Source organism: Anaerotruncus rubiinfantis (assembly GCF_900078395.1).
Classification (GTDB): domain Bacteria; phylum Bacillota; class Clostridia; order Oscillospirales; family Ruminococcaceae; genus Anaerotruncus; species Anaerotruncus rubiinfantis.
In genome coordinates this window covers 32,173-55,264 of sequence record NZ_FKLA01000007.1, presented here as the reverse complement: position 1 = coordinate 55,264, position 23,092 = coordinate 32,173, and the positions used below count along the sequence as shown (strand labels likewise).

At 57.5% G+C, this 23,092-nt stretch carries 18 protein-coding genes; 5 read left to right on the top strand and 13 right to left on the bottom strand.

Features of this window, described 5'->3' with window-relative positions; genetic code table 11:
• The first annotated feature begins 183 nt into the window (after nucleotides 1-183).
• Together BN4275_RS01165 and BN4275_RS01160 are read left to right on the top strand one after the other, a co-directional pair.
• Nucleotides 184-2,592: a glycogen/starch/alpha-glucan phosphorylase gene (locus BN4275_RS01165; protein WP_066452771.1), complete on the top strand. Its 2,409-nt coding sequence runs from the start codon at nucleotides 184-186 to the stop codon at nucleotides 2,590-2,592.
• 120 nt (nucleotides 2,593-2,712) lie between these two features.
• A complete protein-coding gene (locus BN4275_RS01160; RefSeq protein WP_066452770.1) occupies nucleotides 2,713-4,557 on the top strand; it encodes a glycoside hydrolase family 13 protein in 1,845 nt (614 codons plus the stop codon).
• A gap of 74 nt (nucleotides 4,558-4,631) precedes the next feature.
• Here BN4275_RS01160 and BN4275_RS01155 read toward each other — a convergent pair whose 3' ends face one another.
• From BN4275_RS01155 to BN4275_RS01110, 10 genes are all read right to left on the bottom strand, one after another.
• Nucleotides 4,632-5,402, bottom strand: a complete 771-nt coding sequence (locus tag BN4275_RS01155) for a glucosamine-6-phosphate deaminase (protein WP_066452768.1) — start codon at nucleotides 5,400-5,402, stop codon at nucleotides 4,632-4,634.
• A 12-nt stretch (nucleotides 5,403-5,414) separates the two neighbouring features.
• Nucleotides 5,415-6,263, bottom strand: a complete 849-nt coding sequence (locus tag BN4275_RS01150; protein ID WP_066452765.1) for an SDR family oxidoreductase — start codon at nucleotides 6,261-6,263, stop codon at nucleotides 5,415-5,417.
• Between the two features lie 18 nt (nucleotides 6,264-6,281).
• Complete coding sequence (locus BN4275_RS01145; protein WP_066452764.1) at nucleotides 6,282-7,070, bottom strand: amidohydrolase family protein; 789 nt, start codon at nucleotides 7,068-7,070, stop codon at nucleotides 6,282-6,284.
• The gene (locus BN4275_RS01140; RefSeq protein ID WP_066452762.1) at nucleotides 7,060-7,833 is read right to left on the bottom strand and encodes an amidohydrolase family protein; all 774 of its coding nucleotides are present in this window, start codon (nucleotides 7,831-7,833) and stop codon (nucleotides 7,060-7,062) included. The genes BN4275_RS01145 and BN4275_RS01140 overlap by 11 nt, the downstream gene beginning before the upstream one ends.
• Before the next feature lie 16 nt (nucleotides 7,834-7,849).
• Complete coding sequence (locus BN4275_RS01135; protein WP_066452761.1) at nucleotides 7,850-8,518, bottom strand: RraA family protein; 669 nt, start codon at nucleotides 8,516-8,518, stop codon at nucleotides 7,850-7,852.
• Nucleotides 8,519-8,542: 24 nt separating this feature from the next.
• The gene (gene uxaC, locus BN4275_RS01130) at nucleotides 8,543-9,937 is read right to left on the bottom strand and encodes a glucuronate isomerase (protein ID WP_066452759.1); all 1,395 of its coding nucleotides are present in this window, start codon (nucleotides 9,935-9,937) and stop codon (nucleotides 8,543-8,545) included.
• Nucleotides 9,938-9,952: 15 nt separating this feature from the next.
• Complete coding sequence (locus BN4275_RS01125; RefSeq protein WP_066452757.1) at nucleotides 9,953-11,248, bottom strand: TRAP transporter large permease; 1,296 nt, start codon at nucleotides 11,246-11,248, stop codon at nucleotides 9,953-9,955.
• The gene (locus BN4275_RS01120; protein ID WP_066452750.1) at nucleotides 11,245-11,736 is read right to left on the bottom strand and encodes a TRAP transporter small permease; all 492 of its coding nucleotides are present in this window, start codon (nucleotides 11,734-11,736) and stop codon (nucleotides 11,245-11,247) included. The genes BN4275_RS01125 and BN4275_RS01120 overlap by 4 nt, the downstream gene beginning before the upstream one ends.
• A 98-nt stretch (nucleotides 11,737-11,834) precedes the next feature.
• A complete protein-coding gene (locus BN4275_RS01115; protein ID WP_066452748.1) occupies nucleotides 11,835-12,902 on the bottom strand; it encodes a TRAP transporter substrate-binding protein in 1,068 nt (355 codons plus the stop codon).
• A 49-nt stretch (nucleotides 12,903-12,951) separates the two neighbouring features.
• On the bottom strand, nucleotides 12,952-14,001 hold the full coding sequence (locus BN4275_RS01110; RefSeq protein ID WP_066452746.1) for a mannonate dehydratase: 1,050 nt from the start codon (nucleotides 13,999-14,001) through the stop codon (nucleotides 12,952-12,954).
• A gap of 276 nt (nucleotides 14,002-14,277) precedes the next feature.
• Here BN4275_RS01110 and BN4275_RS01105 point away from each other — a divergent pair, with 276 nt between their 5' ends.
• Nucleotides 14,278-15,318: a LacI family DNA-binding transcriptional regulator gene (locus BN4275_RS01105; RefSeq protein ID WP_066452744.1), complete on the top strand. Its 1,041-nt coding sequence runs from the start codon at nucleotides 14,278-14,280 to the stop codon at nucleotides 15,316-15,318.
• Between the two features lie 67 nt (nucleotides 15,319-15,385).
• Here BN4275_RS01105 and BN4275_RS01100 read toward each other — a convergent pair whose 3' ends face one another.
• Nucleotides 15,386-16,075: an ABC transporter ATP-binding protein gene (locus BN4275_RS01100; RefSeq protein WP_187116754.1), complete on the bottom strand. Its 690-nt coding sequence runs from the start codon at nucleotides 16,073-16,075 to the stop codon at nucleotides 15,386-15,388.
• 122 nt (nucleotides 16,076-16,197) lie between these two features.
• Nucleotides 16,198-19,740 (bottom strand): pyruvate:ferredoxin (flavodoxin) oxidoreductase, encoded by a 3,543-nt coding sequence (gene nifJ, locus BN4275_RS01095; RefSeq protein WP_066452742.1) that lies wholly within the window; start codon nucleotides 19,738-19,740, stop codon nucleotides 16,198-16,200.
• A gap of 281 nt (nucleotides 19,741-20,021) precedes the next feature.
• Between nifJ and BN4275_RS01090 the strand changes: the two genes are divergently transcribed.
• Together BN4275_RS01090 and BN4275_RS01085 are read left to right on the top strand one after the other, a co-directional pair.
• Nucleotides 20,022-21,368, top strand: coding sequence for a hemolysin family protein (locus BN4275_RS01090; protein WP_066452739.1), 1,347 nt, complete (start codon nucleotides 20,022-20,024; stop codon nucleotides 21,366-21,368).
• 3 nt (nucleotides 21,369-21,371) lie between these two features.
• On the top strand, nucleotides 21,372-22,082 hold the full coding sequence (locus BN4275_RS01085) for a tRNA 2-thiocytidine biosynthesis TtcA family protein (RefSeq protein WP_066452737.1): 711 nt from the start codon (nucleotides 21,372-21,374) through the stop codon (nucleotides 22,080-22,082).
• 681 nt (nucleotides 22,083-22,763) lie between these two features.
• On the opposite strand, the gene BN4275_RS01080 is transcribed toward BN4275_RS01085, so the two are convergent.
• Nucleotides 22,764-23,024 carry a hypothetical protein gene (locus tag BN4275_RS01080; protein ID WP_066452734.1) on the bottom strand — a complete coding sequence of 87 codons (261 nt, stop codon included), beginning with the start codon at nucleotides 23,022-23,024 and terminating at the stop codon, nucleotides 22,764-22,766.
• Between the last annotated feature and the right edge of the window lie 68 nt (nucleotides 23,025-23,092).

Below are 23,092 nucleotides of genomic sequence, written 5' to 3'. Positions count from 1 at the left end.
TTCGCGCCTGTGAAAGGGGCCTGTCCAAATTTTCCACCCAAAGCAGGCGCTTTGTCATGCCGCGGTAATATTTGCCGGAAAACTTGCATGCAAGCAGCCGATCGGGTATAATAAAATGGAACATTTCTATTTACCTGCACGCCGGAAAACCGGCAATCTGTATGATTAGGAGACGACAGTCTGATGGATACAAATAAGCATTACAGCACCGAGGTCCTCAAGAACCTGATCCTCGACACGATCAAAAGCGATATGCTCATCGACCCGGAGCACGCTTCCGACGAGGCTTATTACGAGGCCTGCTGCCGTGTGGTGCGCGAAATTCTCGCGGAAAAACTCAAAATCTTCTCCGCGCATTACAACGCCCGCGCGGAAAAGAAAGTCTATTACATGAGCATGGAATTTCTCATGGGGCGTTCGCTCAAAAACAGCCTCTATAACCTCGATATCCAGGACGCCATGACCAAGGCGCTCGACGAACTCGACATCGATATTGACCGGATGTACGCGCTCGAACCGGACGCGGGACTCGGCAACGGCGGTCTCGGCCGGCTCGCGGCCTGCTACCTCGACGCGATGGCCACGCTGGAGCTGCCCGCCATGGGGTATTCGATCCTCTATGAATACGGTATCTTCAAGCAGCGGATCATCGACGGCTGGCAGACCGAAACCCCCGATTACTGGCTGCCCGGCGGCAGCGTCTGGCTCAAGGTGAAGCCCGACCGCACCGTTCCGGTTCACTTTGGCGGCCGGATTGAGGAGGGCTGGGAAAACGGCCACCACTGGGTCAATCATGTCGATTATCAGACGGTCTACGCCGTTCCGCACGATATGTACGTCCCCGGCTTTGAGAGCGACGGGGTGGGCGTCCTGCGGCTTTGGAAGGCCCAGAGCCCGGGCTTCGATATGGAGAGCTTCAACCGCGGCGACTATGTGAACGCGGTCGGCGGCGCGGCCGCGGCCGAGGCCATCTCCAAAGTGCTCTACCCGAACGACAACCACACCGAGGGCAAAATGCTGCGTTTAAAACAGCAGTATTTCCTCGTCGCGGCCTCGATTTCGGACATCGTGCGCCGCCACATCACCCTCTACGGCACCATCGACAACTTTGCCGAGAAGAACGCCGTTCAGATCAACGACACCCATCCGACCCTCGCCATTCCCGAGTTGATGCGGGTGCTGCTCGACGACTGCGGCTACGACTGGGACCGTTCCTGGGACATCGTGACCCGCACCTTTGCCTACACCAACCACACGGTCATGTCCGAGGCGCTCGAGAAGTGGGGAGAGGACATCTTCCGCAACCTTTTGCCGCGCATCTACCAGATCGTACAGGAGATCGACCGCCGTTTCTGCGACGACCTGCGGGAAAAATACCACTATGACCAGTATGATATCGACCGCATGCGGGTGATCTATGATTTCCAGGTGCGCATGGCGAACCTGGCGGTCATCGCTTCCCATAGTGTCAACGGCGTGTCCGCCCTGCACAGCCAGATCATCAAGGACAGCGTCTTCCACGATTTCTATCTGCTTACGCCGTATAAGTTTAAGAACGTGACCAACGGCATCGCCTCCCGGCGCTGGCTTTACCAGTCAAACCCGGGTCTGACCAGCCTGCTCAATGAGACCATCGGCGACGGATGGCTCAAAAACATGTCCGAACTGCACCGGTTCAGCAAGTTTGCAGACGATAAAAACCTGCTGAAAAAGCTGGCGGCCGTCAAGCTTGAAAACAAGGAACGGCTCGCCAAATATGTGCTGGAAACCTCCGGTGTGGCGGTCAACTGCAATTCGATCTTTGACGTGCAGGTCAAGCGTCTGCACGAATATAAGCGCCAGCATCTGAACGCGCTGCACATTCTCACCGAATACCTCTGGCTCAAGGAAAACCCCAATGCGGACTTTGCCCCCAAAACCTATATTTTCGGCGCGAAAGCGGCGCCCGGGTATTTCCTCGCCAAGCAGATCATCAAATTCATCTGCACTCTGCGCGACCTCATCGAAGCCGACCCCGTCATCCGTGAAAAGCTACGGATCGTGTTTCTTGAGAATTACAGCGTCACCATCTCGGAGATCCTGATGCCGGCTTCCGAAATTTCCGAGCAGATCTCGCTGGCGGGCACCGAGGCATCCGGCACCGGAAACATGAAGCTGATGTTAAACGGCGCGATCACCCTCGGAACGCTCGACGGCGCGAATGTTGAAATTAAAGAGCATGTCGGCGACGAGAACATCCTCATCTTTGGCATGACCACGCCTGAGGTGAACCACATAAAGACGGCCGGCTACAATCCGAACGATTACTATAACCGCAATCCCGCGCTGCGCCGGGCGATCGACCTGCTGCTCTCCGGCCTTGACGGACAGCAGTTCCCGGATATCGCCAATTCCCTGCGCTACAACGACCCGTATATGGTGCTTGCCGACTTCGCGTCCTACAGCGACATCCAACAGGAGGCCTCCCGCCGTTACCGCGACGCCATAGGCTGGCAGCGGATGAGCCTCATGAATATCGCGGCTTCCGGCTTCTTCTGCGCCGACCGTTCGATCCACGATTACAGCCGCGAAATCTGGAACCTGCGCAAATGATAAAACAGGAGCAAAAGCCGCGGGCGGGATGTGCAGTCCCGCCCGCGGCGCATTCCGGAGCGTCTGCCAAGACAGATGTCACGACAAACGCTCCTTGCCTTTGGAGTTGATATTTTGAGTATGTTTGACAGCCGCGACAGCCGCTGCAAATCCCCGTTCGGAGCGGTTCGCACCGATGAGGTCGTGACCTTCCGTGTCTACCTGCCGATCACCTACCAGCTCGAAAACCCGGTGCTTCTCATGTTCAAGGCCGACCGCTGGGATACCCCGGAACGCATCCCAATGGAGTTCGAGCAAAGCGATGGGGTCAATATCGCCTATCGGTGCATTTTTTATTCCCCCGACCCGCAGCTCTACTTTTATCTTTTTGAAGTTGAAGGCGTCAACGGCTGCACCCGGATTGTCCGGGATCACGAGGGGTTCGGCAAGCTCTCCGCCCAGGGGAGCGACATGTGGCAGCTGACCGTTTACGACAAAAATATGCAGACGCCGGATTTCCTCAAGAAGGGCGTCATGTATCAGATTTTTCCCGACCGGTTCTGCTGTTCCGGGGCGGAGAAATATGGTGTGCCCGCCGACCGCCGGATGCATGAAAACTGGTATGAGATGCCCGACTACCTGCCCGACCAGAACGGAAAGATCACCAATTCCGATTACTTTGGGGGCGACCTGCGCGGCATCGCCGAAAAGCTCCCCTACCTCAAGGGGCTCGGCGTGACCACCATCTATCTGAACCCGATCTTTGAAGCGCATTCAAACCATCGTTACAACACTGCCGACTACGAAAAGATTGACCCGCTGCTCGGCACCGAAGCGGATCTTTCCGCGCTGTGCCACAAGGCGAAACAGATGGGGATGCATATCATCCTCGACGGGGTCTTTAACCACACCGGCAGCGACAGCGTCTATTTCAACAAAGAGCGCCGCTATGGAAACGGCGGCGCCTATAACGACCCGCAGAGCCGCTACCGTTCCTGGTACGAGTTCATCAACTACCCTGCTGAGTACCAGTCCTGGTGGGGCTTTCAGGAACTGCCGAATCTCAATGAGAAAGATCCCGGCTACAGCGAATTCATCTGCGGGGAGCACGGCGTGCTCAAAAAATGGCTGCGTGCCGGCATTTCCGGCTACCGGCTCGATGTGGCGGACGAACTTCCGGACGAATTCCTCGATAAAATTTCCGCCTGCGTCAAAAGTTATGACCCGCAGGCCGCGGTGATCGGGGAAGTCTGGGAGGATGCAACCACCAAGATTGCCTACGGCGTGCGCCGCCGGTATTTTTTGGGCGGCCAGCTTGACAGCGTGATGAATTACCCCTTTAAAGACGCGATCCTCACCTGGGTGCGGGACGGTGACGCCAGCCGTCTTTACGGCACCATCCAAACCATCCTGGAGCATTACCCGAAGCCGGTGCTCGACGTGCTGATGAATTCCCTCTCGACCCACGATGTCGAGCGCGCCATTACCGCGCTGGCCGGACAGCCGGCCGGACAGAATGGGCGCGAATGGCAGGGGCAGAACAACACCCTCAGCCCGCAGCGGTACGAACTGGGCAAAAAACTCTTCCGGCTGGCCGCGGTTATCCAATATATGCTGCCCGGCATCCCCTGCCTCTATTACGGCGACGAAGCCGGGCTCTACGGCTACAAGGACCCCTTCAACCGAACCTGCTATCCCTGGGGACGGGAGGATCACGAGCTGCTCGAGGTGTTCCAGACGCTCGGGAAGATCCGCACCGACTACCCCCAGCTTTCGACCGGCAGCTTCTCGGCGGTCTCCTTCACGCCCGAAGCGGTCTCCTTCCTGCGCGACTGCAACGGGGATAGCTTTTTCGCGGCGGTCAACCGTACCAATTACGAGGTCAACCTGGTCATCCCGCCCGAATTCGCGGATGCGCGCACCCTGTTCGGCCGGCTGAACGGAAAAAATCTGCTCCCCTATGACTGCGTGATCCTTGCGCGCTGAAAACGCAAACCCGTTCCAACGCAAAGCGGCGTTCCAACCTTTCGGTTGAAACGCCGCTTTTGATGTTCGCCTTGTCAGAGAATTCCCTTTGCCGCCTCCCTGTCGAGAAAGAGCGCCGCGTGCGGATGCTGCCGCAGGATGGTGGCCGGACAGGCGGTGGAGATTTCGTCCCGCACCGCGCGGCGCACCGCCTCCACCTTGGTGGGGCCGGGCACCGTCACCACAAGCCAGGTCCGATCGTCCGTCAGCGCCGGAATGGTCAGCGAGAGCGCCTTTCGCGGCACCTCATCGAGCCGCGCGAAGCAGCCGTCATGCACCTGCTGGTTGCGGCAGATCTCGTCCATCGCCACCACCTTCACAACACGGGGGTCGGAAAAGTCCGCCACCGGCGGGTCGTTGAAGGCGAGATGCCCGTTCTCCCCGATCCCGTGAAAGATCACGTCGGGCGGGAACGCGGCGAGCAGCTCTGCATAGCGCTCGCACTCAGCCTGTGGGTCGCTGGTCTGGCCATTCAGGTAATGCACCGATTTGAACGGTTTTTTTGAAAAGAGATGGATTTTGAGCAGGTTCCCGAAGCCCTGCGGCGCGTCGGGTGCAAGGCCCAGGTATTCATCCATATGGAAGGCGTTCACTTTCGAAAAGTCGAGGTCCGAGGCGAGCAGACTCTCATACAGTTCAAACTGGGAGGGCGCCGCCGCGAAAATGATGTTGGCCTCGCCCTTTTCGGCAATCACCTCTTTGGCGCGCGCAACACCGCACCGCGCGGCCGCCTCGCCCATCGCCCGACGCGTTTCGCAGATCTCAATTTGCAGGTTGCCCGCCTGCATTTTAAGCGCAGCCGTCATAGCGGCCCCTCCTCACACGCCGGAATATGCCGAAAATCCGCCGTCCACCGGAATGACGATTCCGGTGACGAAGGATGCGGCCTCTTCCGAAATCAGGTAGAGCAGCGCCCCATTCAGTTCCTCGGGCTTGCCGAAGCGTTCCATCGGCGTGCCTGCCAGAATCTTGTCTGTACGGGGAGTGGGGGTGCCGTCATCGTTGAAAAGCAGCTTTTCATTCTGGATGGTGACGAAGAAGCCGGGCGCGATCGCGTTCACGCGGATACCCGCCTTCGAAAAGTGCACCGCAAGCCACTGGGTGAAGTTGCTGATAGCAGCCTTGGCCCCGGAATAGGCCGGAATCTTGGTGAGCGGCGTATAGGCGTTCATCGAGGAGATATTCACGATGCAGCAACTCTCACGGCCGAGCATATCCTGCGTGAAGACCTGCGTGGGGATAAGAGTCCCCAGAAAGTTGAGGTTAAAGACGAACTCCACCCCTTTGGGGTCGAGGTTGAAGAAGGTGGCGATGTCCTTGTCGAGGTCGCCTTCAAAATAATATTCGTTCGTGGTGGTCGCGCGCGGGTTGTTGCCGCCCGCGCCGTTTAAGAGGATGTCGCAGGGGCCGAAATCCGCCGCAATCTGCGCATGCGCCGCCTCGACGCTCGCGCGGTTGAGCACGTCGCATTCGTATGCTTTGGCGGTTCCGCCCGCCGCGGTGATCTCATCCGCGTATTTCTGCGCCGCGGCCTGGTTGATGTCGAGCAGCGCGACCCGCGCGCCGCAGGCGGCCAGCGCTTTGGAAAAGCCGCTGCAGAGCACCCCGCCCGCGCCGGTAACCACGGCGGTTTTCCTGGAGAGATCAATCTGGAATGGGAGATTCATGAAAAATACCTTCTTTCATCAGTCGCGCGGCGCAATAATCCCAAGAAAATTGTCCGCGAAGATTTTCTGTTTGTCCGCATGTGGGAGATCCGCCAGCAGCACCTTGCCGACCCCAAACGCCAGGTTCAGGAAGGGCGCGTCGCTGCCAAAGAGGATGTTGTCCGCGCCCGCCACCTCCACAAGGCTTTCGAGCGCGCCGTAGAAGATGGGACTCGCGCAGATGTCCACAAAGATGTTCTCATAGTCGCGCGCCAGCCGGAAATAATCGTCCTCCCGGTGGCCGTCCCAGTTGCCGCCCGAATGCGCCTGGGTGAAACGCACCTGCGGATACCGTTTCGCAAGCGCCTCCAGACGCGCGGGGGACTGCCAGTCGTGGTTCATGATCGCGAGCTTGCGCTCAGCGGCAAAACCGTAGATGAGGTCGTAGCATTTGCGCTCCATCGGGCAGTTCGCCTCGTCCGGGTGGAGCTTGATCATGGTCATGCCGAGTGTGTCGAAGCACCGCGTCAGTTCCGGCAGGATCTCCTCCGGGCGGTTGCCGCTCGCGAGCGCCATCCCATAAAAGCGATCGGGGTATTTTTTTAGCACCGCGGCGGTCATATCATTGGCGCGGCGGCTGTCAAGCCCAAGCCCCACCATCGGGGAGATGGCCAGCGCCTGCACGCCGACCCGATCCATCTGCGCGACCAGGTCGTCCTCGAAGCCGCCCTGGATGTCAAACTTGTGGTAAAGTCCCAGATGCGCATGGGAATCGACAATCCGGTATCCGCTGGTGTCGAGCTGTTCGGAAAGCGGTTTAAAGCGCATAGCGGATCCCTCCTATCAGCATTTTCAGGTTTTCGCCCGCAATCTTCTGTTTGTCAGCGTCGGAAAGGTCCGCGAAGTGGAGCATCGCGATCGGGCAGGCGGGATTGTAGGTCGGCATGCCGGTGGCAAACAGCATCCGGCATGCGCCAAACCGCTGCGCCACTGCTTCCAGACCGCGATTCGCGTCAAAGTAGCTGATTTCAAAGTGCAGGTTCGGGCATTTTTCGAGCAGCGGGAAGAGTGGCCGGTTCGAGCCGCAGCCGACCCGCACGAGCACGAACGGGATATCCGGGTAGGTTTTGCAAAGCCGGTAAATTTCGTCCCAAGGCATCGGCTCGCTCCAGTGTTCCACGCCATAGTCGAGAAAGACCGGCATGTGCATCTCATTCATCGCGCCGAACAGCTCTCCGCAGCACCAGTCTGAGGTCGGGTAGTTGTGCTGGCGCGGGAACAGGCGCAGCGCGCAGACACGATTTTCCGCGGCCTGTTTTTTGAGCGTCCCGGCGTCCGGAAATTCACCCGTATGCCCCGGCAGCCCCACCCACGCCGGGAAAAGGCACGGTTCGTCCGCGATCATCTCCGAGAGGAGCAGGTTGCCCTCCCGCGGGCAGCTATCCTTAGCGAGCGCGCCGTACACCAGCGCCCTGCCGATCTGCAGGCGCTCCATGACCGCACGCAGGTCTTTCAAATTGTCGAAGCTGCCGCCTTTGTCCATTTTCGACCGGCCCAGCATAACGCCTGCGTCAAACAGTTGCAATTCCATCAAAATCCCTCCCTGGTCAAAGGATATGGTACTTTGCGAATACGTCTTTCAGATAAGCCCCCGCGCGCAGCTCTTCGCGCACGCGGTTTTCCCCGCGCACCTTCTCGAGCGCACGCTCAAACACTTCCTGTGCGCAGCCGGCCGGTACCACGACGATCCCGTCCACATCGGCAAAGATGAGATCCCCGCTATGAACGAGGATGCCATCGCAGAGGATCGGACAGTCATAATCCGCCACCAGGCAGCGGCCCTTGGAATCCAGCGGGTTGCGGCCCGCCGCGAATACCTTGAAGGTGTCCCCCAGCGCCTTGAGCTGCCGGATATCGCGCACCGCCCCATCCACCACCACGCCGCGCGCGCCGCGCGCAATCGCGGCAGTCGCCATCAGTTCGCCCCAAAATCCGTTGCTGCTGGAATTGTTGGTGCTGCAAACCACGAGATCCCCTTCCTGCACCGAATCGACCGCGTCGATTTCGGTTTTGTAGGGTTCCTCCGGCATTTCATAAACGTCGTAGCTCAGGATCGTCTTTGCGACTCCTACGAGCTTATAACCGTCATCGAGCGGCTTGATCCGGCCGTTCATCGCCTGGTTGCGGTAGCCCAATTCATCCAGAATATCGCAGAGCACCGCCGTATTGAGTTCCTTTTGCAGGCGGTCCAGGAACTCCTTTGTGTATTTCCCCATATTGTCTTCCTCCTAAAAAATCGATCAGAACGCAAAGTATGCTTTGGCGTTTTCGTAACAGATGCCGCGGACAAGCGCTTCCAATAGGTTGTAATCTTTCGGGTATTCCCCGCGGTCCGCGAGCCCGCCAAGGTAATTGCAAAGGATTCGCCGGAAATAATCGTGCCGGGTATAGGAAAGAAAGCTGCGTGAATCGGTGAGCATCCCGATGAAGCTGCCGAGCGCGCTCAGGCTTGCAAGCGTCTGCAGGTGCGCTTCCATACCGATCTTCGTATCGTTGAACCACCAGGCGCAGCCGTGCTGGATCTTCCCGCGCGCCTCTCCGTTTTGAAAGCATCCGGCAAGCGTATCGATCACCGCGTTGTCATTCGGGTTGATGGAATAGAGGATCATTTTCGGCAGGGATTTTTGCCGTTCCAGATCGCTCATGATGCCCGCGAGCTTCTCCCCGCACAGGCAGTCGCCCATCGCGTCGCCGCCGGCGTCCACACCGATGGTTTCATATAGGCCGGGGTTCAGGTCGCGCAGCACCCCAAAATGGATCTGCATCACCCAGCCGCGCCGGGCATACTGCGACGCGAGCCAGCAAAGCAGGAAAGTTTCGTACTGTTCGGCCTCCAGCGCGCCCGTTTCCTCCCCGGCAAGCCGCCGGCCAAGGATCTCCGCCGCGCGTTTTTCGCCGCATGGCGCGTAGGGCAGCCGGGACAGCCCGTGGTCCGAAAGCCTGCACCCGAGCGCGCCAAAAGCGTCAAGACGCCCGGAAAGCGCGTCCAGCAGATCATCAAGGCATTCGATCCGCCTGCCTGCCGCGCTGGAGAGTTTCTCCAGATACGCGGGAAAGTCCGGTTTTCGGATATCGAGCGCCTTGTCCGGGCGGAAGGCGGGCAGCACCTTGATCTCAAAGCCGCTGCCGCGCAGCTGCGCGTGCCATTTGAGGTCGTCCGCCGGGTCGTCGGTTGTGCAGATGCACTCCACCTTCGCCTGGCGCATGAAGTCCCGTGCCCGAAGCCCCCCGGGGCCGAGCTTCGCGTTTGCCAATTCCCAGACCCTCGGCGCCGTCTCCCCAGTGAGGTGGCCGTCGTAGCCAAAATACTTTTTGAGCTCAAGGTGCGACCAATGATGCAGCGGATTGCCGATGCAGTCCGGCAGGGTTTTCGCATAGGCGAGGAACTTTTCATAGTCCGGCGCGTCACCGGTGATAAACCGTTCCGGCACGCCGTTCCAGCGCATCGCCGTCCATTTGTAGTGGTCGTCGTCAAGCCAAACGTTGGTCAGATTTCCGAAAGCCACGTCGTCCGCAATGTCTGAGGCGCTCACATGGCAGTGGTAATCGATGATCGGAAGGCCCGCGGCGGTTCCATGGTAGAGCTTTTTTGCTGTATCGCCGCAAAGCAGGAAATCTTCGGTGATAAAATTCATAACGGCAGACTCCTCTTACTGATAAATCATATTGGGAATCGCAAGGCTGATCGCCGGGATATAGGTGATCAGCAAAAGCGCCAGCACCATAACCGCGTAAAAGGGCAGCATACATTTTGTCAGCCGTTCAATTTTCAGCCCCGTGATTCCGCTGGTGACAAACAGCACGCCGCCCACCGGCGGAGTGATCAGGCCGATGCCAAGGTTGAGGATCATCATGACGCCGAACTGGATCGGGTCCATCCCAATACTGGTCGCAATTGGCAGCAGGATCGGCGTCGTGATAATGATGATCGAGGACATATCCATGATCATTCCGAGGAACAGCAGGATCAGGTTGATCATAATGAGGATCAGCACCTTGTTGCTGGTAAAGCCCATAATTCCGCTGATCACCATTTCCGGCACCTTCAGATACGCAAGCAGCCATCCAAACGCGGAAGAAATCCCCATGAGCACCATGATGATCGAAAGGGTTCCCAGAGCCCGGTCCAGGATCTTCCACAGCTCCTTGAACGGCAGCTCCCGGTAGAACAGAAAGGTGACCAGCACCGCCCACACCACCGCGATTGCCGCCGATTCAGTCGCAGTGAAAAGCCCGGTAAGCACACCCACCATAATAATGATGACCGTAAACATTCCGAAGATGGAATCGACAAACGCCTTGGTCATCACCTTGAAGCTGAACTTATCCCCCTTGGGATAGTTGCGTTTCACCGACATCGCATAGCAAAAGACCATCAGGCACAGCCCCAGCAGGACGCCTGGGATCATCCCCGCCAAAAACAGCTTCGCAATGGAGACCGAGCCGGCCGCCATCGAAAAAATGATCATATTGTGGCTTGGCGGAATGAGAAGCCCTTCAATCGAGCTGGCCATCGTGACACCAGCCGAAAAATCGAGATCATACCCATCCTTGACCATGATCGGGATTTCAATGACGCCCAATGACGACACATCGGCCACCGGGGAGCCGGAAATCCCGCCGAAAAACATGCTTCCCAGCACATTGACGTGCGCGAGTCCCCCTCTAAACTGCCCCACCAGCGATTTTGCCAGCTGGAACAGCCGTTCGGAAATGCTCCCCGCGCTCATGACCTCACCAGCGAGAATGAAAAACGGGATCGCCATCAGCGAGAAGGAATTGAGCCCTTTGACAATGTTGGTGACCACCATCATCATTGGAATGTCAAGATAGAGGAAGGTTGCGACAGTGGAAACGCCAACCGCAAAGGCAATCGGTACGCGCAGAACAATCAAAACCAGGAAACTGCCAATCAGCAGCCATGCGCCTATGGTTTCCGGAGTCATTGCGCATCCCCCTCCTTTTTCGCCATTTTTTTGAAAATCCTGTAGTATTTATCCGTTTGCGCGAGCAGGAAGAAAATCATTGACGTCGGCACAGCCGCGTAAAGGAATCCCTTGCTGATCCGGATTCCATGCAGAATCGTATTGGAAACCTGCTGTGTCATTGCCATCCCCGCGAAAAACATCACAACCGCAAACGCGACAATCAGCACATCCCCAAAAACGTCGATCCTGGCGAGCGTCTTGGGCTTCACCAGATAATCCAGCAGCGTCATGCGCAGATGCCCTCCCGTACGCATCGGCAGGGACGCGCCGAGCAGGCTCAGCCACACCAGGCAGAAAAGGGTGAGCTCTTCTCCCCAAGGCGGTGTGATATTGAAAAAATACCGGCCGATAAAAACGATCGTAACCGATACGACCTGAATGCAGAGCATCACTTTGCAAACACTTTTTACCACTTCAAATATAAAATCGAAAATTTTTTCTGCCATCGTTCCTCCCGTTCCCTTTGAAAAGGGGAAATCATTCCTAACCTTGCAACGCAATGCCAATCCTGATTTCCCCTGTAATTCAAGCCTTCAGGGCGTTATTACTTGATGTCCTGGATCCGTTTAAGCAGCTCGAGCACTTCCGGCGTGCCGAACTTTTCATAAACCGGCTGTACCGCATTGATCCACTCGGTTTTGTCAGGGACATCCACCACGGTAACGCCGAGATCCGCAAAATTCTTCATGATCTCGTCCTCTGCGGCCTGGATTGTCTCGCGGTTGTAGGCCTGGGTTTCCTTCGCGGCCTGCTGGATGATTTCTTTCTGTTCATCGGTGAGCTTATTCCAAGTCAGTTCAGAGATGACATATGCCTGAACCGGATAAACATGGCCGTCCAGGATCATGTTCGGGCAAACTTCATAGAATTTTTGGGATACAAATCCGGAAAGCGGCTGCTCCGCGCCGTCCACAACGCCCGACTGCAGCGCGGTGTAAAGCTCACTGAAGCTCATCGGTGTCGGAGAGGCGCCCAGAGCCTTGACAATCTCAAGCCACATCTCGGTGTTCTGGACGCGCAGTTTCATGCCCTTGAGGTCGGCCAGCGAATTCACGGGGTCCTTGGTGAAGAAATGGCGCGAGCCTTCCTCGATCATGCAAAGGGCCACCATCTGGGTCCCGTCCTCCTGAATGCTGGCGAGCAGCTCTTCGCCAACGTCAGAATTGACCATCTTCCAGAAGTGGTCGCGGTCCCGGATGACGTATGGCAGCGTGGTGACCGCCGCTTTCTTCGCGCCAAAGTTGACCAGTGTCGTGAATTCCGCGCGGATGACGTCGATCGTACCCATCTGGACGCCTTCCTGCATGGCGGTGTCGTCGCCAAGCTGGCCGCCCGCGTAACGTTCCACCTTGATCGAGCCATTTGAGAGTTCCTCCACCTTATCCGCAAAATGGAAAAGGGTGTCAGTCATGATGTGCCCCTCGGGCATCTGTTCAACGAATTTAAGAGTGATCGCCTCAGCTGGAGCCGCTTCGGAAGCAGCGGGCTCGGACGACGCGGCGGGAGCCGCAGACGGCGCTGGCGCCGAAGATGAAGGAGCGGAGTTTCCGCCACATGCGGCAAGTGTAGCTACCATTGCCAAAGCCGACAGGATCGAGATTGCTTTTCTCATAATTTTCCCTCCATAATTGATATTCTTTATTTGATTAAGGGATTTCCCCTTAACGGATACCCTGCGTTTTCTCAAGCGTTTCCCAAATGCCCGACAGGTACATCGCGCCGAGCGCCCGGTCATAGAGCCCATAGCCCGCGCCGCCGCGCTCGCCCCAGATCATCCGGCCATGGTCTGGCCTCAGGAAACCCTGGTAGCCCGCGTCGTGATAGGCCTTCATAATCGCGACCACATCGAGCGATCCGGCGCGGGAGAAATGCGCGGATTCCTCGAAGCCACCATCCGGCAGGCGTTTGATATTGCGCACATGCCCGAACGCAATCCGGTCCATCGAGGCGTATTTGTAGACAAGCCGCGGCAGGTCGTTTTCAGCCGAGCAGCCAAGTGATCCGGAACAGAGGGTGAGCGCGTTGAAGGGGCTGTCAACAATCGCCAGCAGACGGTCAATATTTTTTTCGCCGGTGATAATCCGCGGCAGGCCGAAAACAGGCCAACAGGGATCATCCGGATGCATCGCCATGCGCACGCCCGCTTTTTCAGCTTCCAGGACGACGGCTTTTAGAAAATATTCAAGGTTTTTCCAAAGCCCCTTTTCGCCGACCTCTTCATAGAGCGTAAACATCCGCGCGAGCTCGTCGTGGGAATAGACGGCTTCCCAGTCACAAAGCGCGAAATCCGCCTGAAGGGGATCGGTCCGCGAAATGGTCTCCGGGTCGTAGGCCAGCGTCGTGGAACCATCAGGCAGCCTGCGCGCGGTTTCTGTGCGCATCCAATCGAACACCGGCATAAAATCGTAGCAAACCGTCTTGATTCCGGCTTTTCCGAGGTTTTGAAGCGTTTCGATATAAGCCGCGATATAGGTGTCACGGCTTTTTAAGCCGAGTTTAATATCTTCATGTACCTTCACGCTTTCGATCACTTCCAGCGCAAGGCCGTGCTCCTCCACCCGGCGTTTGAGAGAAAGGATCTCATCGAGCGGCCAAACCGCTCCGACCGGCTTCGGCAGTTCCCCCACGATCCCGGTCACGCCTGGAATCTGCCGGATGTAATCGAGATCCACCGCGTGTGCGTCCGGATACCAGCGGAACGTCATCTTCATTACGAACCCTCCTGATCTGGCGGAATTTCAGAAAAATATCTAAATATTTTCTATAATTCCGTTCTTTTTTCTGCAACTTTATGATATCATTTTCTATTTCTATTTTCAATAAAAATGTGTTTTCCTATTACAATTTCTGCATTTTTCATTAATTTCGGGAATTTTCATTGTCTATTTGGCCTAATTTTTTAATATATATTGCTTTTTAAATAGAAAAATGATATTATTATTTCTAACGAAAAGGTGTACTTTATCAGAAGATAGGAAGGTTTTTCAATGACCCAAAAAGCAACGATCGCACAGGTCGCGCAGCGGGCGGGCTGTTCGCTGGCGACCGTATCGCGCGTGCTCAGCGGAAGCAATTATCCCGTGAAGGCTGATGTGCGTGAAAGAATCCTGCTCTGCGCGCGGGAACTCGGCTATGTTTCCCCCTCCGTGCGCAAACCCGCGAAAAGCCGTGTTGGAAAGGATATCGGCGTGCTCATCCCCACCCTGACCAACCCCTTCTACTCCCAGCTGCTGGTAGGGGTGGAAAATGTCTGCGAGGAGCATGGCTACACCCCCTTCTTCTGCAGCTCTCACCGGGACCCGGAAAAGGAGATTGAAAATCTCAAGTTTTTCCTTTCCAAATCAGTCTCAGGCATCATCCTCTCCTCCATCAACGAGAATCACGTATTTCTCTCCAGCCTCCTGCAGCAGGATATCCCGCTTGTGGTGTTTGACCAATCGCTGCGCGAGCTGGATGTGAGCTATGTGAAGTTCGATTACTTTGAAGCTGCCAAGCTCGCGGTCGAGCACCTCTACCTCAAGGGGCACCGCCGGATTGCCTTCGCTTCCCCGCCGATCAACCGCTCGGTCCGCCAGGAGGCGCTCAACGGCTATCTGTTTGGGCTGGAGGAATTTTCGGTGCCGCAGCGGCAGGAATACATCATCCTCTCCGAAGCGGAAAAGGAACGGGACGACGGGATGTACGACTTTGAAAACGGCAAATATTTTGCCGGACGGATTCTGCAGCTCGAAAAACGCCCAACCGCGGTCTTTACCCTGAACGATATGACCGCCTTTGGCCTCATTGACGAATTCCGCAGGCAGGATCTCCAGGTGCCGGAGGACATCTCTGTGGTCGGCTTTGATAACCTCGAGCAGAGCTCCTTTTTCTATCCGCCGCTCACCACCATCAACCAGCCCGCCTATGAAATCGGACGGCTGACCGCAAAAATCCTCATGGACAAGATCAGCGGAAAACGTGTGGAAAACGCCGCCATTAATCTGCGGCCCTCCATTGTGGAGCGCGCTTCGGTACGCGCGCTCTACTGAGCCGCCAAAAACGGGCCGTGCCCTGCTCTTCGCAGGGGCACGGCCCGTTTTCTTTCTGATTTTTAGTTCAGCACAGCCGCCGGTCCTCCACCACGTCCCCATCTATGATCCGCACCAGCCGCTGCGCACTGCGCGCGATCTCGTTGTCGTGGGTGATCAGAATCACCGTCCGGCCTTCCGCGTGCAGTTCGTGCAGGATCTTCATGACCTCCTCGCCCGACGCACGGTCGAGGTTCCCGGTCGGCTCGTCCGCCAGAATGATCGGCGGGCGGGCGGCGATCGCACGCGCAATGGCAACCCGCTGCTGCTGGCCTCCCGAGAGCTGCGCCGGCCGGTGATACATCCGGTTGCCCACGCCCACCCGTTCGAGCGCCGCGGCCGCGAGCGTCCCGCGTTCACGGCGCGGGATCCCCCGGTAGATAAGCGGCAGTTCAACATTTTCAAGTGCGCTCAGGCTTGGGATCAGGTTAAACCCCTGGAAGATAAACCCGATCCGCCGGTTACGGATCTGCGCAAGCGTTTCCTCCGGGATCTGCGCGACATTTTCCCCATCGAGGTAATATTCCCCCGCGTCCGGCAGATCGAGACAGCCCAGCATGTTCATCAGGGTCGATTTCCCGGAGCCCGACTGTCCCACGATCGCAACAAATTCCCCCGGCTCGATGCACAGCGTGATCCCGCGCAGCGCACGCACCTCATTTTCCCCGGCGTTATAGACCTTCTGCATCCCACGGATATCCAAAAGCGGCACCGCCATCCCTCCCCATCGTTTTTCCATTTTTATTGTGCGGCGCGCGCCTTCAAATATGCGGCGGGAAACGGCCGAAAAAAAGAAATCCGCCCGCGGCGACTGCCGCGGGCGGAGAAATACGCTTTTGCTTATTCGACGTCGTAAAGCTTGGAGAGACGGACCAGATGCGCATACTTGTCGGCAGCGGATTTGCTCGCTCTCTCGAACAGATCCTGCGCACGCTCCGGATTCTGGCGCTGGAGCGAGGAGTAGCGGACCTCGTTCTCGATGAAGGACTTGTAGTCCGCGGTCGGCGCCTTGGAGTCGAGCATGAACGGATTCTTGCCCGCTTCCACGTTGCGCGGATCAAAGCGGAAGTTGTGCCAGTATCCAGCCTCAACAGCACGTTTCATCTCGGTCTGCGCGATGGTCATACCGCCGCGGATGCCGTGGTTGATGCAGGGCGCGTACGCGATGATCAGGGACGGGCCGTGATAGCTCTCCGCCTCGATGAAGGCCTTGAGGCACTGGTTATAGTCAGCGCCCATCGCAACCTGCGCGACGTAGACGTAACCGTAGCTCATGGCGATCGCGGCGAGATCCTTCTGTTTGACCTCTTTGCCGGCCGCCGCGAACTGCGCGATCGCACCGGTCGGAGTCGCCTTGGAGGACTGGCCGCCCGTGTTGGAGTAAACCTCGGTGTTGAAGCAGAGGATGTTGACGTCCTCGCCGGAAGCGATCACATGGTCGAGTCCGCCGAAGCCGATATCGAACGCCCAGCCGTCGCCGCCGAGGACCCAGTTGGACTTCTTCGCAAGGAACTCTTTATCCTTGAGGATCTCCTTGCCGGCGTCACAGCCGCAGGCTTCGAGCGCTGCGATCAGGTTCTTGGTTGCAATGGCATTGGCCGCGCCGTCGTTGACGGTGGACAGATACGCTTCGCAAGCGGCTTTCACGTCTGCCGGAGCATCCTTGGACAGCTCCAGGACCTTGCCGATCAGGCGCTGGCGCAGCGTGGCCTGAGCCAGATACATGCCGTAACCATACTCGGCGTTGTCCTCGAAGAGGCTGTTCGCCCAAGCGGGGCCGTGGCCGTCCTTGTTGACGGTGTACGGGGTGGACGGAGCGGAACCGCCCCAGATGGAGGAGCATCCGGTCGCGTTCGCGATATACATTCTGTCACCGAACAGCTGGGTTGCGAGCTTCGCGTAAGGGGTCTCGCCGCAGCCCGCGCAGGCGCCGGAGAATTCAAGCAGCGGCTGTTTGAACTGGCTGCCCTTGACGGTGGTCTCTTTGAACTTCTCGGCAACTTCCGGCTTCACCGGCAGCGCGTGTCCATAGGCGAACACTTCCTGCTGCGCGAGCTGGGTGTCGAGTTTTTCCATAACAAGCGCCTTGGCGCCCTTCTTGCCCGGGCAGACGTTCGCGCAGGAGCCGCAGCCGGTGCAGTCGAGAACCGAAACGGTCATCGCGAACTTATAGCCCGGCATACCGGTCATGTCGACCATCTTGGTGCCGGCCGGAGCCTTGGCAGCTTCTTCGGCAGTCATGACCGCCGGGCGGATAACAGCGTGCGGGCAGACATAAGAGCAGAAGTTGCACTGGATGCAGTTTTCAGGCTGCCAGGACGGGACATCGACGGCGATGCCGCGTTTCTCGTAAGCAGCGGAGCCCTGCGGGAAGGTGCCGTCCTCGCGGCCCTTGAAGACGGAGACCGGCAGCTTGTCGCCGCGCTGTGCGTTCGCCGGGATGAGGATGTCGTTGACGAAATCAACCAGGTCCTTGCGGTCGCCGGTGGCAACCGCAACGGTGCTGTCGTCGGTGGCGTTCTTCCAGGAGGCCGGGACTTCGACCTTGACAACGGCTTTCGCGCCTTCGTCGATCGCGTCATGGTTCATCTTGACGATCTTTTCACCCTTGCGTCCGTAGGACTTGGTGGCCGCGTCTTTCATATACTGGATCGCATCCGCCTCGGGGATGATCTTCGCGAGCTTGAAGAACGCGGACTGCAGAACGGTGTTGATGCGGGTGCCGAGTCCCAGCTTGCGGCCGATGTCGATACCATCGATGGTGTAGAACTGGATATTGTGGTCGGCGATGAATTTCTTCACCTTGCCGGGGATATGCTGCTCGAGCTCATCGCCGCTCCACGGGCAGTTGAGCAGGAAGGTGCCGCCGTCTACCAGGTCTTCAACCATGTCGTACTTGTCGATATAGGAGGGGTTGTGGCAGGCGACAAAGTTCGCTTTGTTGATGAGGTAGGTCGAATGGATCGGGGTGTGGCCGAAACGCAGGTGCGAAACGGTGACGCCGCCGGATTTCTTCGAGTCGTATGCAAAGTAAGCCTGCGCATACATGTCGGTGTGGTCACCGATGATCTTGATCGAGTTTTTGTTCGCGCCGACGGTGCCGTCCGAACCGAGACCCCAGAATTTGCAGGCGGTGGTGCCTTCCGGAGCGGTGTTCGGGTTCTTCTTGGCTTCGAGCGAATAACCGGTCACATCGTCCTCAATGCCGATGGTGAACTGCATTTTTCCCATCGCGGCGGCATTGTCGTAGACGGCGATGATCTGGTCCGGAGTGGTGTCCTTGGAGCCGAGGCCGTAACGGCCGCGCAGAACCGGAACCTTTTCGAACTTGGTGTCCTTGATGGCCGCGACAACATCGAGATAGAGCGGCTCGCCGTTGGAGCCGGGCTCCTTGGTGCGGTCGAGAACCGAGATGGTCTTGACCGAATCCGGGATGGCGGCAACCAGTTTCTCATTGACAAACGGACGATACAGGCGGACTTTGATGAGACCGACCTTCTGGCCGTTCTTATTCAGGAAGTCGACCGTCTCATCGATGGTCTCGCAGACCGAACCCATTGCGATGATGACATGCTCCGCATCCGGGGCGCCGTAGTAGTTGAACAGGCCGTAGTTGGTGCCGATCTTGGCATTGACCTTGTCCATGTACTCCTCGACGATCGCCGGCAGCGCCAGATAGTAGGGGTTGCAAGCCTCGCGGGCCTGGAAGAAGATGTCAGGGTTCTGAGCGGAGCCGCGCAGGACGGGATGCTCCGGATTCAGAGCGCGTTTGCGGAAAGCGTCGATCGCGTCGTGATCAACCATCTCGTCGAGATCTTTATAATCCCAGACTTCGATCTTCTGCAGCTCGTGGGAGGTGCGGAAGCCATCAAAGAAATTGACAAACGGGACGCGGCCTTTGATCGCGGACATATGCGCGACGGCGGTCAGGTCCATAACCTCCTGCACGCTGCTTTCGCAGAGCATTGCGAAACCGGTCTGGCGGCAGGCATAGACGTCGGAATGGTCGCCGAAGATGTTCAGCGCGTGGGAAGCAACGCAGCGGGCGGAAACGTCGATGACACCCGGCAACAGCTCACCGGCCATTTTGTACATATTCGGGATCATCAGCAGCAGGCCCTGGGAAGCGGTGTAGGTGGTGGTCAGCGCGCCGGCTGCCAGCGAGCCGTGGACGGTGCCCGCGGCGCCCGCCTCGGACTGCATCTCGACTACCTTGACCGTCTGGCCGAAGATGTTCTTCTGGCCCTGGGTCGACCATTCATCGGTGACTTCCGCCATTACCGACGAAGGGGTAATCGGGTAGATGGCAGCCAGATCCGTAAACGCGTATGAGGCGTAAGCGGCGGCATTATTGCCATCCATGGTTTTCATTTTTCTTGCCATTTTATCTTCCTCCTAAGAAATTAGTGGTACTGATAAAGAGTACAAATGAGGTCCTCCAAAAAGGAAAATCCCCTGTGGAGCCTATCTTTATAGATTTTACCATCTTTAGCGGTGGTTGTAAATAAGTCTCCACATAAAAAATCCGTATAGTTTATGACTTTTCCCTGAACTTATGTGGAATTTTCTCGAAAAATTGACAGCAGCCCGAAAAATGATTATATTTATATCGATCATCCTTGTATTTATGCGGATGCGACCATATTTTTTGGAGGAATTATTTCATGGACCCTGACGGTAATACGACAACTTTTTTGATTGCAGTCCTGTTGCTTGTGCTGGCCAACGCCCTGCTCACCGCCGGACGCACCGCGCTCACTGTGCTGAAGGACTCGAGCATCAAAAAGCTGGCTGCTTCCGGTGACCGCAAGGCCACCTTCATCTCGAAGCTGCTTGAAAAGCCCGCCGCCTTCCTCGAAGGGCTCAAGCTCGCCGGTTTTTCCTGTACCGTTGTCAGCAGCGTGCTTGCGTTTTTCTATCTTGCCATGCCGTTCATTTTTGCCCTGGCCGCAAAGGGCGGGCCAGGCTTTTTCTATCCCGCGGCCGCCGCGGGCTGTATCCTGGTCATCTTCACGCTCAATGTCCTCTGTCTGCTGCTGCCCTACCGCATCGCCTGCCGCTATCCACAGCCTGTCGCGTTCGCGCTGGCAGGCTTCTGCCGCGCCGCCGCGCTGCTGATGCGTCCCTTTGTCGCGCTCAACAGCGCGATCGCTTCGGGGCTTGCCGCCCTGTTCGGCGTGCGCGCCGAGGAGGAGCCGGACGAGGTCACCGAGGAGGAAATCCGCCTGATGGTCGATGTCGGCAAGGAAAAGGGCGCGATCGAACAGAGTGAAAAGGATATGATCAATAACATTTTCGAGTTCGACGACCGCAGCATTTCGGAGGTGATGACCCACCGCACCGATATGGTCGCCGTACCAAAGACGGTTACGCTTGACGAGCTTTCCGCCATCGCGATCGACACCGGCTATTCGCGCATCCCGGTCTATGATGACGACATCGACGACATCATCGGCATTGTTTACGTCAAGGACCTGCTCTGTCTCATCGGCAAGCACGACACCGGCTTCGACGTGCAGAAGTATATGCGTTCCGCCTATTTTGTCCCGGAAAACATGGATTGCGTCAATCTGTTCACCCAGTTCAAACAGCAGAAGGTACAGGTCGCCGTCGCGGTGGATGAATACGGCGGCACAGCGGGCATCGTTTCGATGGAGGATCTGCTCGAATCGATCGTCGGCAACATCCAGGACGAATACGACGACGAGGAGGAGGAAATCTCCAAGCTTTCAGAAGGCTGCTATTCGATCGACGGGACCGTAGGCATTGACGAGGTGGAACGCCTCTTTGACACGACGCTCGAAGAGGAAGAATCCGAATATGATACGATCGGCGGCCTGCTCACCGAACAGCTCGAACGCATTCCCGCCCCGGATGAACATCCATCGGTCACCATCGGCGGCGTACAGTTCACCGTCCTGCTGGTCGAAGACCGGCGCATTGCACGCATCCGCGCCGAACGCATCCCCGCGCAGGAGGAATCCTCCGCGAAGGAAAAGGAGCAAAAGTAGTTTATGCAGCAAATCATGGGATATGTCCGGCGCGCCATAACAGAATATCAGATGATCGCCGACGGTGACGCAGTTGCCGTCGGCGTTTCCGGCGGCAAGGATTCGGTCGCGCTCCTGGCGGCGCTGGCTGGCGTGCGCCGGTTTATCGGCATCGATTTTACCCTCAAGGCCATCACCCTCGACAACAATTTCGACGGTGTGAACACCGATTATTCGCCTATCCAGGCGCTTTGCGATTCCCTTGGCGTGGAGTATGTGATCAAACGCACCCAGATTGGACAGATCATTTTTGACCAGCGGCAGGAGTCGAACCCATGCAGCCTGTGCGCCCGGATGCGCCGCGGCGTGCTGCATGACACGGTCAAGGAACTCTCCTGTCAGAAGCTCGCGCTCGGGCATCATTTCGACGACGCGGTCGAAACCTTTTTAATGAATCTTTTCAACGAAGGCCGGGTCGGCTGTTTTTCGCCGGTGACCTACCTTTCCCGCAAGGATATCACCATGATCCGTCCGCTGATTTTTGCGCCGGAGCGGGAAATCCGCAACGCGGTCAACCGGGCCGGGCTCCCGGTGGTCAAGAGCAAATGTCCGGTGGACGGCTGCACCGAGCGGCAATGGACCAAGGAATTTTTATCCCAAATGGAGAAAACTCACCCAGGTATTACAAAACGTATATACGGAGCGATCCGCCGCGGGCATGTGAGCGGATGGTAATTGCGCGTTTCGCCGCGCGCACGATTTGCGCTCTTTGCGCGCCTGGGATATTGCGCCCTCCGAGCGCCCGGGATATTGCGCCCTCCGAGCGCCTGGGATATTGCGCCCTCCGAGCGCCCGGGATATTGCGCCCTCCGAGCGCCCGGGATATTGCGCCCTCCGAGCGCCCGGGGTCCATTTCTTGCCTGTCCAAGAAATGGACGAAAGAAGACACGCGGGGAGTCCCCCGCGACCCCCTACGCGCGATTTCGTTGCCTACGGCAAAGATCGCGCGCAATCTGCTCAGGCAAGACGAAGTGCGCCGCGCGCGCTTCGCAATGACGCGCGGGACGGGCGGCCGCAACCGTTGCGGCCGCGCGCTTCGCGCAAAGCGGACAAGCCGATTAGAAAATACAGCAAACCCATAACCCGGCAGCAACCTGGGAGCGCGAAGCGTTACCATCAGTCTTGAGCTGACCGTGTGTTGGGAGCGCTTACGGCGCAAGTTTTGGCAAGGCGTCCGCGGGGTTTCTCAAGGGGCGGCTAGCCCCTTGAGCGCCTTCTTTTGTCCATTTCTTGGGCGAGCAAGAAATGGACTCGTGGGGCGCGGCGAAACGCGCCAGTGATTCTCAAGCGGCGAGGCCGCTTGATTCCCGTGCACGCGGCGAAACGCGCGAAAGCGGGCGCGACGCAACGCGCATTTCACCTGCCGAGCAGAACGGCGGAAGCAAGGGAAGCGCCCGCGCGCACGCCCGATTCAAAATAGATCATTTCCAGTGTGCCGATCTGTCCAAAGACGCTGTCAACAGCATCTTCGTCCCCGGTCGTGCGCAGCTTTTCCAAAAGCATCCGCAGGAGGCTTTCGATCTCCTCCTCGCGCGGGAGCGGCCCAACCGCTTCGCAGCCGGTCAGAAGGAACAAGCTGATTTCAGAAAGGTCGGTGCGGTTCAAAATTTTGTCCATTTTTTGCCCTCCGTGCTACATATTTGTTTCTTTCATCTCGCATTATGGCACAAATATGTTTCTTTGTC

Bases quoted from the DNA above. Each gene is read 5' to 3' on its own strand.
- BN4275_RS01115 (WP_066452748.1), bottom strand. From the start codon at position 12,902: ATGAGAAAAGCAATCTCGATCCTGTCGGCTTTGGCAATGGTAGCTACA.
- BN4275_RS01145 (WP_066452764.1), bottom strand. From the start codon at position 7,070: ATGCGCTTTAAACCGCTTTCCGAACAGCTCGACACCAGCGGATACCGG.
- BN4275_RS01100 (WP_187116754.1), bottom strand. From the start codon at position 16,075: ATGGCGGTGCCGCTTTTGGATATCCGTGGGATGCAGAAGGTCTATAAC.
- BN4275_RS01165 (WP_066452771.1), top strand. From the start codon at position 184: ATGGATACAAATAAGCATTACAGCACCGAGGTCCTCAAGAACCTGATC.
- BN4275_RS01110 (WP_066452746.1), bottom strand. From the start codon at position 14,001: ATGAAGATGACGTTCCGCTGGTATCCGGACGCACACGCGGTGGATCTC.
- uxaC (WP_066452759.1), bottom strand. From the start codon at position 9,937: ATGAATTTTATCACCGAAGATTTCCTGCTTTGCGGCGATACAGCAAAA.
- BN4275_RS01155 (WP_066452768.1), bottom strand. From the start codon at position 5,402: ATGACGGCTGCGCTTAAAATGCAGGCGGGCAACCTGCAAATTGAGATC.
- BN4275_RS01120 (WP_066452750.1), bottom strand. From the start codon at position 11,736: ATGGCAGAAAAAATTTTCGATTTTATATTTGAAGTGGTAAAAAGTGTT.
- nifJ (WP_066452742.1), bottom strand. From the start codon at position 19,740: ATGGCAAGAAAAATGAAAACCATGGATGGCAATAATGCCGCCGCTTAC.
- BN4275_RS01160 (WP_066452770.1), top strand. From the start codon at position 2,713: ATGTTTGACAGCCGCGACAGCCGCTGCAAATCCCCGTTCGGAGCGGTT.
- BN4275_RS01150 (WP_066452765.1), bottom strand. From the start codon at position 6,263: ATGAATCTCCCATTCCAGATTGATCTCTCCAGGAAAACCGCCGTGGTT.
- BN4275_RS01135 (WP_066452761.1), bottom strand. From the start codon at position 8,518: ATGGGGAAATACACAAAGGAGTTCCTGGACCGCCTGCAAAAGGAACTC.
- BN4275_RS01085 (WP_066452737.1), top strand. From the start codon at position 21,372: ATGCAGCAAATCATGGGATATGTCCGGCGCGCCATAACAGAATATCAG.
- BN4275_RS01090 (WP_066452739.1), top strand. From the start codon at position 20,022: ATGGACCCTGACGGTAATACGACAACTTTTTTGATTGCAGTCCTGTTG.
- BN4275_RS01140 (WP_066452762.1), bottom strand. From the start codon at position 7,833: ATGGAATTGCAACTGTTTGACGCAGGCGTTATGCTGGGCCGGTCGAAA.
- BN4275_RS01080 (WP_066452734.1), bottom strand. From the start codon at position 23,024: ATGGACAAAATTTTGAACCGCACCGACCTTTCTGAAATCAGCTTGTTC.
- BN4275_RS01105 (WP_066452744.1), top strand. From the start codon at position 14,278: ATGACCCAAAAAGCAACGATCGCACAGGTCGCGCAGCGGGCGGGCTGT.
- BN4275_RS01125 (WP_066452757.1), bottom strand. From the start codon at position 11,248: ATGACTCCGGAAACCATAGGCGCATGGCTGCTGATTGGCAGTTTCCTG.